12 protein-coding genes are annotated in these 14,209 nt (G+C 59.2%); 2 read left to right on the forward strand and 10 right to left on the reverse strand.

Annotated features, from left to right (window positions below):
• Window positions 1-2: 2 nt before the first annotated feature.
• The 10 genes from BLT85_RS10785 to rpsB all read right to left on the reverse strand — a co-directional run bounded on the left by BLT85_RS10785 (window position 3) and on the right by rpsB (window position 10,379).
• On the reverse strand, window positions 3-509 hold the full coding sequence (locus BLT85_RS10785) for an OmpH family outer membrane protein (protein WP_093394447.1): 507 nt from the start codon (window positions 507-509) through the stop codon (window positions 3-5).
• A 42-nt stretch (window positions 510-551) separates the two neighbouring features.
• Complete coding sequence (gene bamA, locus BLT85_RS10790) at window positions 552-2,903, reverse strand: outer membrane protein assembly factor BamA (RefSeq protein ID WP_093394450.1); 2,352 nt, start codon at window positions 2,901-2,903, stop codon at window positions 552-554.
• A gap of 78 nt (window positions 2,904-2,981) precedes the next feature.
• Window positions 2,982-4,340, reverse strand: coding sequence for an RIP metalloprotease RseP (gene rseP, locus BLT85_RS10795; RefSeq protein WP_093394453.1), 1,359 nt, complete (start codon window positions 4,338-4,340; stop codon window positions 2,982-2,984).
• A 45-nt stretch (window positions 4,341-4,385) separates the two neighbouring features.
• Window positions 4,386-5,570, reverse strand: a complete 1,185-nt coding sequence (gene ispC, locus BLT85_RS10800) for a 1-deoxy-D-xylulose-5-phosphate reductoisomerase (RefSeq protein ID WP_231701465.1) — start codon at window positions 5,568-5,570, stop codon at window positions 4,386-4,388.
• On the reverse strand, window positions 5,567-6,382 hold the full coding sequence (locus BLT85_RS10805; RefSeq protein ID WP_093394456.1) for a phosphatidate cytidylyltransferase: 816 nt from the start codon (window positions 6,380-6,382) through the stop codon (window positions 5,567-5,569). The genes ispC and BLT85_RS10805 overlap by 4 nt, the downstream gene beginning before the upstream one ends.
• Window positions 6,382-7,125, reverse strand: coding sequence for a polyprenyl diphosphate synthase (gene uppS, locus BLT85_RS10810; RefSeq protein WP_172829830.1), 744 nt, complete (start codon window positions 7,123-7,125; stop codon window positions 6,382-6,384). The genes BLT85_RS10805 and uppS overlap by 1 nt, the downstream gene beginning before the upstream one ends.
• Before the next feature lie 30 nt (window positions 7,126-7,155).
• Window positions 7,156-7,713: a ribosome recycling factor gene (gene frr, locus BLT85_RS10815; protein ID WP_093394462.1), complete on the reverse strand. Its 558-nt coding sequence runs from the start codon at window positions 7,711-7,713 to the stop codon at window positions 7,156-7,158.
• Between the two features lie 3 nt (window positions 7,714-7,716).
• A complete protein-coding gene (gene pyrH / locus BLT85_RS10820) occupies window positions 7,717-8,451 on the reverse strand; it encodes a UMP kinase (protein WP_093394465.1) in 735 nt (244 codons plus the stop codon).
• A gap of 178 nt (window positions 8,452-8,629) precedes the next feature.
• Window positions 8,630-9,499, reverse strand: a complete 870-nt coding sequence (gene tsf, locus BLT85_RS10825) for a translation elongation factor Ts (RefSeq protein WP_093394468.1) — start codon at window positions 9,497-9,499, stop codon at window positions 8,630-8,632.
• Window positions 9,500-9,635: 136 nt separating this feature from the next.
• The gene (gene rpsB, locus BLT85_RS10830) at window positions 9,636-10,379 is read right to left on the reverse strand and encodes a 30S ribosomal protein S2 (RefSeq protein ID WP_093394470.1); all 744 of its coding nucleotides are present in this window, start codon (window positions 10,377-10,379) and stop codon (window positions 9,636-9,638) included.
• Window positions 10,380-10,676: 297 nt separating this feature from the next.
• Between rpsB and map the strand changes: the two genes are divergently transcribed.
• Together map and BLT85_RS10840 are read left to right on the forward strand one after the other, a co-directional pair.
• Window positions 10,677-11,465, forward strand: coding sequence for a type I methionyl aminopeptidase (map, locus tag BLT85_RS10835; RefSeq protein ID WP_093394472.1), 789 nt, complete (start codon window positions 10,677-10,679; stop codon window positions 11,463-11,465).
• Between the two features lie 31 nt (window positions 11,466-11,496).
• Window positions 11,497-14,202: a [protein-PII] uridylyltransferase gene (locus BLT85_RS10840; protein ID WP_093394475.1), complete on the forward strand. Its 2,706-nt coding sequence runs from the start codon at window positions 11,497-11,499 to the stop codon at window positions 14,200-14,202.
• The last annotated feature ends 7 nt before the right edge of the window (window positions 14,203-14,209 follow it).

A 14,209-nucleotide genomic window follows, 5' to 3' on the forward strand; every position in this document is an offset into this window, starting at 1 on the left:
GTTTAGCGGGCGCTGTTCAGGCGCTCGATGACCTGGCGGGTGATATCGAAGTCCGGCTTGACGTCCACCACCGCGCTGCGGTCGATAACCAGATCGTAATTGCCCGACTGGATGATAGCCTGAACCGCTTCTTCAAGCTTGGGACGCAGGGTTTCGACGACCTGCCGCTCGTCCTTGGCGCGTTGTTCGTTCAGCTCGCGGGAAAGAGACTGGAACTCGCGTGCTTTCTGGCGGAACTCCAGATCGAGCTTTTCCTTTTCGGTCTGATCCAGCTTCTCACCGTCCTGCTGCATACGCTCCTGCAAGCGTTTGGCCTCGCTCTCCAGGTTGCGCAGACGCTGCACCTGAGTGCCGTACTTCTTTTCGGCATCGGCGGAGTAACGCTTGGCGGCATCGGACTCTACCAGTGCCATCTGATAATCGAGCACGGCAATTTTCATTTCGGCAGCAGCTGGGAAGCTGGCGAGCACCATCAAGGACATTGCTGCAACGCTAATTAACTTACGCACCTTCAACTGCTCCTGAGTTTTGTAATGTGAGAGGGGTCAGCTTCAGAACGTCTGACCCAAGGTGAACTGGAAAACCTGGGTGTCGTCTTCCGCTTCGTCGTTCAAGGGCATCGCTAGGCTGAACCCGAGCGGGCCCAGAGCGGTCAGCCATGACAAACCAACACCGGCGCTGTAACGTAACTGACCGGCATCTACGCTACCACAGCCCGGATTCTCACGGCCATTCAGCAGCTGAGTGTTTTCACATTCTGTATCGAAGATATTACCCACGTCGACGAACAGCACAGTACGCAGCGATCGCTGGTCAGTGACGAACGGTGCGGGGAAAATCAGTTCCGCGCCACCGGTGACCTTGATATTGCCACCGAAGGGTAGCTGATCGCGGTCTGGATCGATCGTCGCCGGTGTGCTGCGCGGGCCGAGCGAGCTGTCGCGGAAACCCCGCACCGAGCCGATACCGCCAGCATAATAATGCTCGTAGAAAGGTACTCGGCCAGTATCACCGAAGCTCCCGGCGTAACCCAGGTTCGCATGCATGCGCAGGGTCAATGCTTCGCTAACCGGTAGGAACTTCTGACCGCGATAGTCGACCTTGTAGAAACTCAGATCGCTTCCCGGAATGGTGGACTCCACATTGAGGTTTTGCGACGACCCCCGATCAGGAAACACACCGCGATTGAGCGTTGACTGCGACCAGCCGGCATTCAACTTGAAGTTGGTGAAGGAATCGCCCTCCTCCTCAAGGAACCTGACGATTTCCTGCACGGTATAGGTGCCGGTCTGGATATCGTCCTGCTGTGCGTTCAGTCCGAAGGACAGGCGCGAAGTATCGCTGATGGGGTAACCGACGTTGAAACCAGCGCCATAGGAGTCCACCGCGTAACTGGAGATGTCGACGTTGAGCTCGTCATAGTCCGTGGTCCGGTAGAAGGCGTTGTATCCCAGGCTGACCCCGTCGACCGTGAAGTAAGGATCCAGAAAGCCGAACGACAGCGAAGTCTGGTACTCGGACCGGTTGGCGCTGACGCTCACCCGGTTGCCGGTGCCGAAGAAGTTGTTCTGACTGATCGAGCCGCCAAGAATCAGACCAGTACCCTGCGCGAAGCCGATACTCGCGGTAATCGAACCAGATGGTTGCTCCTCGACGGAGTAGTTCACGTCGATCAGGTCTTCCGCACCGGGAACCGGTACGGTCTCCACGTCGACTTCCTTGAAAAAGCCGAGGCGCTCGAGTCGCACCTTGGATTGGTCGATCAGATGAGTCGAGGCCCAGCCGCCTTCCATCTGCCGCATTTCACGGCGCAGGACTTCGTCGTCAGTCTTGGTGTTGCCGCGGAAGTTGATGCGGTTAACGTAGGCGCGACGACCCGGGTCAACGAAGAAAGTAACCGTCACGGTACGGTCGTCTTCGTGGATTTCAGGAATCGCGTTGACGTTGGCGAAGGTATATCCCTCGTTACCCAGGCGACGGGTAACCAGATCGCTGCTGGCGGTCATTACCTGGCGCGAGAACACCTGGCCCGGCTCGACCAGCAACAACCGCTCGACTTCGCTTTCATCTACTTTCAGGTCACCGGAAAGCTTGACGTCCCGAACGGTATAGCGGTCGCCTTCGTTGATGTTGACGGTGATATAGACGTTGCGCTTGTCGGGGGTGATCGATACCTGAGTAGAGGCTACATCCATGTTGATGTAACCGCGGTCCAGGTAGTGGGAACGCAGGCGCTCTAGATCGCCGGAGAGTTTTTCACGCGAGTACTTGTCATCGTTGCGCAGGAATGAGAACCAACCGGAGGTACTCAATTCGAACAGGTCGACCAGCTCCTCGGTGGGGAACACCGTGTTACCGACGACGTTGATGTGCTTGATCGAGGCAACCTGGCCTTCATCGACGATGATGCGCAGCGCTACCCGGTTACGCGGCTCGGCAACGACTTCGGTTTCGATGTCGGCAGAATAGCGACCCTGGGCAACGTACTGGCGGAGCAGCTCGTTGCGCACACCTTCCAGTGTGGCCTGCTGGAATATCTCGCCCTCCGCGAGACCGGCAGCGCGCAGACCTTCGAGGAGGTCCTCGCTCTTCAGCGCTTTGTTACCCTCCAGCTCGATCGAGGAAATGGAAGGACGTTCGACCAGGTTGATCACCAGCACGTTGCCTTCACGGCCGAGCTGAATGTCCTGGAAGAAGCCGGTACGGAACAGCGAGCGCGAAGCATCGACCAACTCCTGATCGTCCACCTCGTCGCCAATATTCAGCGGCAAAGCACTGAACACGCTACCAGCCGAGACACGTTGCAACCCATTGACGCGAATGTCGGAGATCCGGAAGGAATCTGCAAAAACTTCCGGCGCCAGGAGAATCATCAGTAGCGCAGGCAATAGGTAACGTTTCATGAAATCCGTTCTGACTGACTGGTTGAAATAATTGGCCGCCGCTACCTTACGACAGCTCGGCTTTCACTGCCTTCTCGATCAGCCCAAACGGCTGATATCGTTGTAGATGGCAAATACCATCACACCAACGATAAGTGTCAGGCCGATCTGCAAACCCCAGGCCTGAATACGCTCCGACAGCGGCTTGCCCCGAATCCATTCAGCGACGTAATAAACCAAGTGACCGCCATCAAGGACTGGAATCGGCAACAGGTTCAGTACGCCCAGACTGATACTCAGATAGGCGAGGAAGCTGAGAAAGCTTTCTGGACCGGACTTGGCGGAAGCGCCCGCCACTTTAGCAATGGTTATCGGGCCGCTCAAGTTTTTTGCCGAGACCAGGCCAGTGAGCATTTTCTTCAGCGACTCGAGGGTCAGGACCGTCATGTCCCAGGTTTTGCCCAGCGCGACCGGTATCGCTACCAGCGGGTTGTAATCGATGCTGCGAACCATGTGCTCCGGCCAGTCGAACGAAGCGACGCCTGCTCCGATGAAGCCTACGCTGCGGCCGTCGTTTTCCCGGACACGTGGCGTCACTTCGATCATCCGCGTGTCACCGTCCCGTTCGACGGTCAACCGCAACGACTCACCGGCGCTTCCCTGGATCGCCGGGACCACCTGCCTTACCCAGTCCTGCACCGGCTCGCCGTTGATAGCCTGGATCAGATCGCCTTCCTGCAAGCCCGCCGCCTCCGCAGCGCCGTCCGGGCTTATCTGTCCGATACGTGGCTCAACCGCCGGCTGCCAGGACGTCAGCCCCAGGGCCTCGATCGGATCAGGTTGGTCTGCTCCACGCAGCCAGTCTTGAAGCATCAATGTATAGTTCTGCGCTGCACTATCCGGAGCTTCGCGGGCTAGTACTTCCAGCCGGCCGGTTTCGCCCAGACGCCGAATCAATTGTAGATTCACCTCATGCCAACTGGGCGTGGCGACACCGTCGATCTCCACCAACTCCATGCCTTCGACGAGACCGGCGCGCTCGGCAACGCTACCCGGCTCCACCGGCCCGAGTACCGGAGCGATAGTGGTGATGCCCATAACGGCAATCAGCCAGAACGCGACGATGGCCAGCAGAAAGTTGGCTACCGGACCGGCGCAGACGATCGCGATGCGCTTTTTGACATCCTTGCGGTTGAAAGCCTGGTCCAGTTCGGATGCATCTACAGGCCCTTCCCGCTCGTCCAGCATCTTTACGTAGCCGCCGAGCGGAATGGCGGCGATCGCGTATTCGGTGCCGCGCTTGTCCCGCCAGCTGAACAGCGCTTTTCCAAACCCCACGGAAAATCTCAGCACCTTGACGCCGCAGCGCCGGGCTACCCAGAAATGACCATACTCGTGGATGGTGACCAGCAGCCCAAGGGCCACGATGGTCGCAAGAAGGGTAAACAGAAGATCCATTGACGCCTCGTTCGGGCGAGGCGGTCAAAGACCTGCCTCAGCCAGTCAAACTTTGTTCGCCAGCCAGGTGGCGGCATGCTCGCGCGCAAGCCGATCGGCTTGAAGAATGTGGTCCAGATCGCGAACCGTTTCCGCCGGCAGGCTGCTGAGCGCGTCGTCGATGATAACAGGGATGTCGGTAAAACCAATGCGCCGACTGAGAAACGCCTCGACGGCCACTTCGTTCGCCGCGTTGAGCACGGCGCTGGCGGTCCCGCCCGCCTCGGCTGCGGCGCGAGCCAGACGTAGACAAGGGAAGCGCTCGACATCAGGCGATTCGAAATCCAGACAGGCAACTTGCAGCAAATCCAGCGCGGCGACCCCGGAGTCGATGCGCTCCGGCCAGGCCAATGCATGGGCAATCGGGGTGCGCATGTCAGGATTGCCAAGCTGCGCCAGCACGGACCCGTCGACGTATTCCACCATTGAGTGGATGACGCTCTGCGGATGCACGACAATCTCCACCTGCTGCGGACTGGCGTCGAACAGCCAGCATGCCTCGATCAGCTCCAGACCCTTGTTCATCATGCTGGCCGAGTCGACCGAGATCTTCTGCCCCATCGACCAGTTGGGATGCGCGCAGGCCTGTTCCGGGCTCACGCCAGCTAACTGGTCCAACGGATATTGGCGAAACGGCCCTCCGGAAGCCGTTAGCAATATCTTGCGCACGCCAACGCTGGCTAGGCCATCGGCGTAGCCTGGCGGCATGCACTGAAAGATGGCGTTGTGTTCACTATCGATGGGTAGCAGTCTGGCTCCGGACACCTTCACCGCGTCCATGAACAGGCTGCCGGACATGACCAGCGCTTCCTTGTTCGCCAGCAGGACCCGCTTGCCAGCCTGTACTGCTGCCAGAGTAGGCGCGAGCCCAGCCGCACCGACGATGGCAGCCATGACCGCATCGACGCGCTCGTCCGCTGCAACGCTGGAGAGCGCTTCGGCACCATGCAGAACGCGAGTCTGCTTGCCCGCGGACTGCAGTGTGGATTGCAAAACCGCCGCCTGTTTACCGTCTGCTACCACAGCGTATACCGGATCGTGCTCCATGCACTGAGCCTGAAGCACATCCATCCGGCTATGGCCGGTCAGGGCGAATACCCCGTAGCGATCCGGATGACGAGCGATGACATCCAGTGTACTGACTCCTATCGAGCCGGTAGCGCCTAGAATGCAGACTTGGCTAGTGGTCACCCAAGACGGCTCCCGACCAGTAGCCAGCAGAGCGCGAATACCGGTATGGCGGCGGTCAGGCTGTCGATCCGATCCATGATGCCTCCATGCCCCGGAAGCAGGTTGCTGCTGTCCTTCATACCCTGTTCACGCTTGAACAAGCTTTCGGTAAGGTCGCCGACCACGGAGAACAGCACGACTAGCAGCGCGCCCAACTGGCCTAGCAGCAGATCAGGCAGTGGCCAGTCGAGATAGACAAGAACACCCAGCGTGGCCAACTGCGTGAAGATCACACCGCCGTACAAGCCTTCCCGCGTCTTACCCGGACTGACGTTGGGTAAGAGCTTGTTGCGACCGAAATTCTTGCCGGCGACATAGGCGCCGATGTCGGCAATCCAGATCAACAGCAGAACAGCCAGAATGAGCAACAGGCCGGACGGCTGCTCACGCAGCCAGACCAGGCCGTACCAGGCCGGCAGCAGCACCACGAGACCGAATAGCTGACAGACCATTGACCCGGCCCAGATGCCACGTCCGTTCGGATAGCGAATGATGAGGAAAGTCGCGAACACCCACCAGACTGCAGCAGGTGTGAATAGATATTCAGGCGGCCAGGTATCGCGATACAGACCGACCATCAGCAGCGCGACAGCCAGAGCGTAAATGACCCGCCCCTTCTGCGTTGTTTCGCCACCGAGCCGTGCCCACTCCCAGGCGGCGAGCGCAACTATCGCACCAACGAACAGAGCGAAAGGCATTCCCTCGAGGAACACGAAGCCGGCAATGGCCAGCGGGGCGAGTATGACGGCGGTTATGACGCGCTGTTTCAGCATCAGGATTCCGCCGCGACTTGTTCGCTGGTCTTGCCGAACCGGCGCTGACGCTTGGCGAAATCGTCGAAGGCAGCACGCAAGGCCTCGTGCTTGAAATCGGGCCAGTAGAGATCCGAAAAGTAGAGTTCGGCGTAGGCGATCTGCCAGAGAAGGAAGTTGCTCACCCGACGCTCACCGCCGGTACGGATGCACAGGTCCGGCAGCGGCCATTCGGCAGTACAAAGGCGCTCCTGGAAATCCTGCTCGTCGATCGCCGCGGCGTCGAGCCGGCCGGCCTGAGCTTCGATTGCCAGGCGACGTGCAGCCTGAGTGATATCCCACTGACCACCATAATTTGCTGCTACCACCAGGGTCAGGCGCGAGCTGTCGGCTGTGAGCGCCTCGGCTTCGGCCATGGCCTTCTGCAATTCAGGCGAGAATCGCGAGCGGTCGCCAACGATTCGCAGGCAGATATCGTTCTCCGCAAGCTTGCGCACTTCGCGACGCAACGCGCTGAGGAAGAGGTCCATCAGCGCGCCCACTTCGTCGGCGGGTCGATTCCAGTTTTCGCTGGAAAAGGCGAACAACGTCAGCACTTCGACGCCTTCTTCAGCACAGACTTCGATGACCGCACGCACAGCGTCGACACCAGCCTTATGGCCGGCGACACCAGGTAGAAAGCGCTTGCGCGCCCAGCGGTTGTTTCCGTCCATGATGATGGCCACATGGCGGGGAACGGACGGCGGACGACCAGCTGTTGTCATATCATTCATGAGTCAATGGGGAACGATGGCTCAGATGGCCATCAGGTCCGATTCCTTGGCTTCCAGCGCCTTGTCGATCTCGGCGATGTATTTGTCAGTCAACTTCTGGACCTCGTCGGCTGCACGACGTTCCTCGTCTTCGCTGATTTCCTTTTCCTTCTGCAGGTCCTTCAACTGACTCAGAGCGTCGCGACGAATATTGCGTACAGCTACCCGGGCGTTCTCGGATTCGGAGCGCGCCTGCTTGGTAAAGCCCTTGCGCGTCTCTTCGGTCAGCGCAGGCATCGGCACACGGATGGTGGTGCCAGCGGTTGCCGGGTTGAGGCCCAGATCAGAGGTCATGATGGCTTTTTCGACAGCCTGAATCATGCTGCGGTCGAAAACTGTCAAGGCCAGGGTGCGAGAGTCTTCCACGTTCACGTTAGCCACCTGGCGCAGAGGTGTATCGCTACCGTAGTAGGACACCATGACGCTGTCCAGAATGCTCGGATGAGCACGGCCGGTGCGAATCTTGGCGAACGCGTGGTCAAGTGCCTCGACCGACTTCTTCATGCGCTCCTGCGCATCTTTCTTGATTTCATTGATCATCGATTAGCCCTCGATCAGAGTTCCTTCGGCGCTTCCTACCACTGCGTTGAGCAGCGCGCCGGGCTTGTTCATGTTGAAAACCCGTAGCGGCATCTTGTGATCCCGGATCAGACAGATCGCGGTAAGGTCCATGACGCCCAGCTTCAGGTCCAGCACCTGGTCATAGCTGAGCGTATCGAACCGCTGGGCGTTCGGATCCTTCATTGGGTCGGCATTGTACACCCCGTCGACCTTGGTCGCCTTGAGTACCAGATCAGCGTCGACTTCGATGCCACGCAGGCAAGCCGCCGTGTCAGTGGTGAAGAACGGGTTACCGGTGCCAGCCGAAAATATTACCACGTCGCCACCAGCCAGGTAGCGCATCGCCTTCCGGCGGTCGTAGTGTTCGGTGACGCCTTCCATGGTGATGGCCGACATGACACGCGTCTGAATGTTCGAGCGTTCGAGCGAATCGCGCATGGCCAGAGCGTTCATGACGGTAGCCAGCATACCCATGTGGTCGCCGGTAACGCGATCCATACCAACCGAGTGCAGCGCGGCGCCGCGGAAGAGGTTGCCGCCGCCGATGACCAGGCCAACCTGGACGCCGATGCCGACCAGTTGGCCGACTTCCAGAGCCATGCGATCCAGCACCTTCGGGTCGATACCGAAATCTTCGGTACCCATTAGCGCTTCACCGCTGAGTTTGAGAAGGATCCGCTTGTACTTGGGCTGGCGGCTGCTGGGTACCTGGGCCATCGATTCACTCTCCTGCGATAAAGGGAGAAAAACTCAACGAGTTCCACCAAGACCGTGCTGATGGCCACTTGTTCAGTGTTTCAAAAAAGAGGCTTCACGCCTGCGCGGGAAGCCTCTGGAAGACCATATTGCAGACGCCCCCGCGGAGCGTCTGCAGTGCCGCGGTCAACGGACACTATCACTGCTTGGAGGCAGCGACCTGAGCAGCGACTTCAGCAGCGAAGTCGGTTTCGGCGCGCTCGATGCCTTCGCCCACTTCGAAGCGGATGAAAGAAACGACTTCGGCACCGGCTTTCTTGGCCAAATCACCAACCTTGATTTCCGGATCCTTGACGAAGGGCTGCTCGACCAGACTCGCTTCGGCCAGGAACTTGTTGATGCGGCCCTTGACCATGTTTTCGACGATGTTGTCGGGCTTGCCGGCAATCTTGTCCGCGTTCAGCGCCAGGAAGATTTCCTTTTCCTTGGCCACAGCTTCTTCGGAGACCTGGGAAGGATCGACGAACTGCGGATTGCTGGCCGCTACGTGCATGGCGATGTCGCGAGCCAATTCCTCGTTGCCGCCCTTCAGATTGACAACCACACCAATGCGGTGACCGTGCAGGTAGGCGCCGATCACGTCGCCCTCAACACGGGCCAGACGGCGGATATTCACGTTCTCACCGGTCTTGGCCACGAGTGCCTCGCGTGCGCTTTCCTGATCCGCAACCAGCGGGGCAGCGTCGGTGTAGCCCGCTTCGAAAGCCTTTTCCAGGCTGGCGTTGACGAAGGCCTTGAAGTCGTCCTGGAGAGCCAGGAAGTCGGTCTGCGAATTGACTTCAATGATGACCGCCGTCTTATTGTCGGCGGAGACCTTGGCTGCGATTGCCCCTTCAGCGGCAATGTTGCCAGCCTTCTTCGCGGCCTTGATCGCGCCGGAGGCACGCATGTCGTCGATCGCCTTTTCGATATCGCCATCGGCGGCAACCAGAGCCTTCTTGCATTCCATCATGCCCTGGCCGGTACGCTCGCGCAGTTCCTTGACCATGGCTGCAGTGATCTGTGTCATGAATGATTCCTCTCGAATGGCTTGATTCTTTACTGCCCCGGTGCTGCGGGACAGGTCGTTCATGGTGCGTTGAGCATATTGCAAAAAGGGGGCATAGCCCCCTTTTCGATACGGCAATAGCGCGCCGAAATCCCGCTTAGCCCGCAGAGGCCTCGGTAGCAGGTGCTTCTTCTTCGACGAACTCGTCAGCACCACCACCGTTGTTCTTGCCACGCAATACGGCGTCGGCCATCGCAGCAGCGTACAGCTTGATCGCGCGAATCGCGTCGTCGTTGCCGGGGATGACGTAATCGACGCCTTCCGGGCTGCTGTTGGTATCGACGATGCCAATGACCGGGATGCCGAGCTTGTTGGCTTCGGTGATAGCGATGCGCTCGTGCTCAACGTCGATGACGAAAAGCGCGTCAGGCAGGCCGCCCATGTCCTTGATACCACCGAGGCTGCGATCAAGCTTCTCGAGATCGCGCGAACGCATCAGGGCTTCTTTCTTGGTCAGCTTGGTGAAGGTGCCATCCTGAGCCTGGCCTTCCAGGTCGCGCAGACGCTTGATCGACTGGCGGATGGTCTTGTAGTTGGTGAGCATGCCGCCCAACCAACGATGATCAACGTAGGGCATGCCTGCGCGGCTCGCTTCTTCAGCAATGATCTTGCTGGCAGCACGCTTGGTGCCGACGAACAGCAGCTTGTTCTTGCCGGCGGCCAGCTTCTCCACAAAGCTCAGGGCTTCGTGGAACATCGGCATGGTCTTTTCCAGGTTGATGATGTGAATCTTGTTGCGGGCGCCGAAAATGAACTTGCCCATTTTCGGGTTCCAATAACGGGTCTGGTGGCCGAAGTGCGCACCGGCCTTCAGCATGTCACGCATAGAGACTTGGGTCATGATAACTCCATCATAAAGTCGGGTTGGGCCTCCACGCATCCCAGTGTCCAACCCCGAAGGGCACCCAGGGCACTGTGTCGATACGTGTGCGGATTTCAAGTTTCGCCTGACGCGGTCGCGTTATCTCAGGCGCGGCGCTTTATACCATATCGCGACCGGCGAGAAAAGTTCGACATGCCGAGCGGCCCGACTCCGGACTTGCGGCAGCCGCTCAACAGCGGGCTGCTTGTCTGGTAAACTCTCTCGTTTGTTCAGCCTGCGTGCCTTGCGGCGCCGTTCTAGAGTGAGAGAGCCTTCATGACAGTAACCATCAAGACTGCGGAAGATATTGCCGGCATGCGCGTGGCCGGCCGCCTGGCGGCCGAGGTGCTGGAAATGATCGGCGAGCATGTCAAGCCCGGGGTGACCACCGAAGAGCTCGACCGCATTTGCCATGACTATATTGTCAACGTGCAGAACGCCATTCCGGCCCCGCTCAACTATGGCGGTGCGCCCGATCGGATTCCATTCCCCAAGTCCATCTGCACCTCGATCAATCACGTTGTCTGCCACGGCATTCCGAATGAGAAGCCGCTTAAAAGCGGCGACGCGATGAATATCGACATCACCGTGATCAAGGATGGTTATCACGGCGATACCAGCAAAATGTTCATTGTCGGCGAGACCCCGGAATGGGTGGAACGCCTGAGCCGCGTCACCCAGGAATGCCTCTATAAAGGCATCTCGGTAGTCAAGCCGGGCGCACGACTGGGGGACATCGGCCAGATCATCCAGGATCACGCCCATGCCAATCGCTACAGCGTCGTACGCGAGTACTGCGGTCATGGCATCGGCAAGGTGTTCCATGAAGACCCGCAGGTGCTGCACTACGGCCGCGCCGGCACCGGCATGGAGCTGAAGGAAGGCATGACCTTTACCATCGAGCCGATGATCAATCAGGGTCGGCCCGATACTCGCTTGCTTGGCGACGGCTGGACTGCCATTACCAAGGACCGCAAGCTTTCCGCGCAATGGGAGCACACCATTCTGGTAACGGCGGACGGATACGAAGTGCTTACCCGTCGTCAGGAAGAATCCTTCCAGTAAGTGTTGCTCGTCGTCACTGCAGGGGGTAGCTGTGGATACCGAACTGTTCGATCCAGGTCAGTTTCAAGCTGAACTGGCACTGAAAAGCAGCCCCATCGCTGCTTTCAAGAAAGCCATCGCTCAGGCGGATTCCGTCCTGCAGGCGCGCTTTACCGGCGGAAGGGATATCCACAAGCTTATCCATGATCGTGCCTGGTTCATCGATCAGATTCTCTCGCAGGCCTGGAACCGCCTCGCCTGCGCATCGGATCCGGGCATCGCGCTGCTCGCCGTGGGCGGCTACGGCCGTGGCGAACTGCACCCGCATTCTGATATCGACCTGCTGATTCTGCTGCGCGAAGGCAATGCCGACAGCTATCGCGATTCGATCGAGCAGTTTCTCATGCTGCTTTGGGATATCGGTCTGGAGGTCGGACAGAGCGTTCGATCGGTAGAAGACTGTGCGCAGGAAGCGCGGGCCGACATCACCGTCATCACCAACCTGATGGAATCGCGCACTCTGGCCGGTGCCGAATCGCTACGCCAGGCGATGATGCAGGCGATCAGCTCAGAGCACATGTGGAGCGATGCCGAATTCTTCCGCGCCAAGCGCGCCGAGCAGCAGGCCCGCCATGCCAAGTTCAACGACACCGAGTACAACCTCGAGCCGAACGTGAAAAGCTCCCCGGGCGGGCTGCGTGACATCCAGACCATCGGCTGGGTGGCGCTGCGGCACTTCGGCACCAACGATCTGCGCGAACTGGTCGACCAGGGCTTTCTCAACGAGCCCGAGTACAACATCCTCGCGTCGGGACGCGCCTATCTGTGGAAGGTTCGTTTCGCCCTGCACACGCTGGCCGGTCGCGCCGAGGATCGCCTGCTGTTCGATCACCAGCGTACCCTGGCACAACTGCTCGGCTATGAAGACAGCGACGCCAAGCTCGCCGTCGAGCGCTTCATGCAGAAATATTATCGTGTGGTGATGTCGCTCTCCGAACTCAACGACTTGCTGATGCAGCATTTCGAAGAGATCCTCCTGCGCAACGCAGAGGCAGCAGACATCCGTCCGTTGAACGCCCGCTTCCGGGTACGCAATCACTACATCGAAGTGACCCACCCGCAGGTATTCAAGCGCACGCCCTTCGCCTTGTTGGAAATTTTCGTGCTGATGGCACAGAACCCGGAGATCCGTGGCGTGCGCGCCGACAGCATCCGGCTATTGCGCGACCATCGCCACCTGATCGACGACAAGTTCCGCAGTGACATCCGCAACACCAGCCTGTTCATCGAGCTGCTGCGCTGCCAGGAAGGCATTCACCGTAATCTGCGGCGCATGAACCGTTACGGCATACTCGGTCGCTATCTGCCGGAGTTCGGCAAGATTGTCGGCCAGATGCAGCACGACCTCTTCCATATCTATACGGTCGATGCGCACACGCTCAACCTGATCAAGCACCTGCGCAAGCTGGGGCGCCCGGATTACCAGGAGAAGTATCCGCTGGCCTGGCGGATCTTCTGTCGTCTGCCCAAGCCAGACCTGCTGTATATCGCCGGGCTGTACCACGACATTGCCAAGGGCCGCGGCGGCGATCATTCCGAACTCGGAAAGGTGGATGCGGAAGCCTTCTGCCAACGGCATCAGTTGCCTGCCTGGGATTCGCATCTGGTCGGCTGGCTGGTGGAAAATCATCTGTTGATGTCCACCACCGCACAGCGCAAGGACATATCCGATCCCGACGTCATCCACGACTTCGCGGTGAAGATGGGCAATCAGGTGCGCCTGGATTATCTCTATGTGCTGACCATCGCCGACATCAACGCGACCAACCCGACGCTATGGAACAGCTGGCGTGCCTCGCTGCTGCGCCAGCTGTACACCGAAACCAAGCGGGCGCTGCGCCGCGGACTGGAGAACCCGCCGGACCGCGAGGAGCAGATTCGTCAAACGCAGCAGGCGGCCGTGGATATCCTGGTTCGTGCCGGCGTCGACGAAGATGATGCCGAAGCTCTGTGGTCCGAGCTGGGCGAAGACTATTTCCTGCGTCACACCGCCAGCGATGTCGCCTGGCATACCGAAGCCATCGCGCAGCATCCAAACCGAAACGGGCCCTTGGTTCTGATGCGGGAAACCGCACAACGCGAGTTCGAAGGCGCTACGCAGATATTCATTTACACGCCCGAGCAGAACGACCTGTTCGCCGTAACCGCCGCAGCGATGGATCAGCTCAACCTGAACATTCAGGACGCGCGGATCATCACGTCGACCAGCCGTTTCAGCCTGGATACCTATATCGTCCTCGACGCGGATGGCGGCTCCATTGGTGACAACCCCGAGCGCATTCGCCAGATCAAGCACGGCCTGATCGAGGCGCTGTCGGAACCGGATGATTATCCATCGATCATTCAGCGCCGCGTCCCGCGCCAGTTGAAACATTTCGCCTTCGACCCGGAGGTAACCATCTTCAATGATCACAGCGGTCAGCATACGATTCTCGAGCTGTCTGCGCCGGACCGGCCCGGCCTGCTGGCGCGCATGGGCAAGATCTTTCTGGACTTCGAAATCAGCGTTCAGAACGCCAAGATCGTCACGCTGGGCGAGCGCGTGGATGACGTCTTCGTACTCACCGACTCGAATAACCAGCCATTGTCCGATCCACAATTGTGCCAGCGACTGCAGAGCACCATCATCAAGACGCTAGGCTCCAGCGCCCAGCGAACCGACAACAGCCCGCCGTCGCAGATAGCCATCGGCCCCTGAGGATACT

The organism is Halopseudomonas xinjiangensis (genome assembly GCF_900104945.1).
GTDB classification, from domain to species: Bacteria; Pseudomonadota; Gammaproteobacteria; order Pseudomonadales; family Pseudomonadaceae; genus Halopseudomonas; species Halopseudomonas xinjiangensis.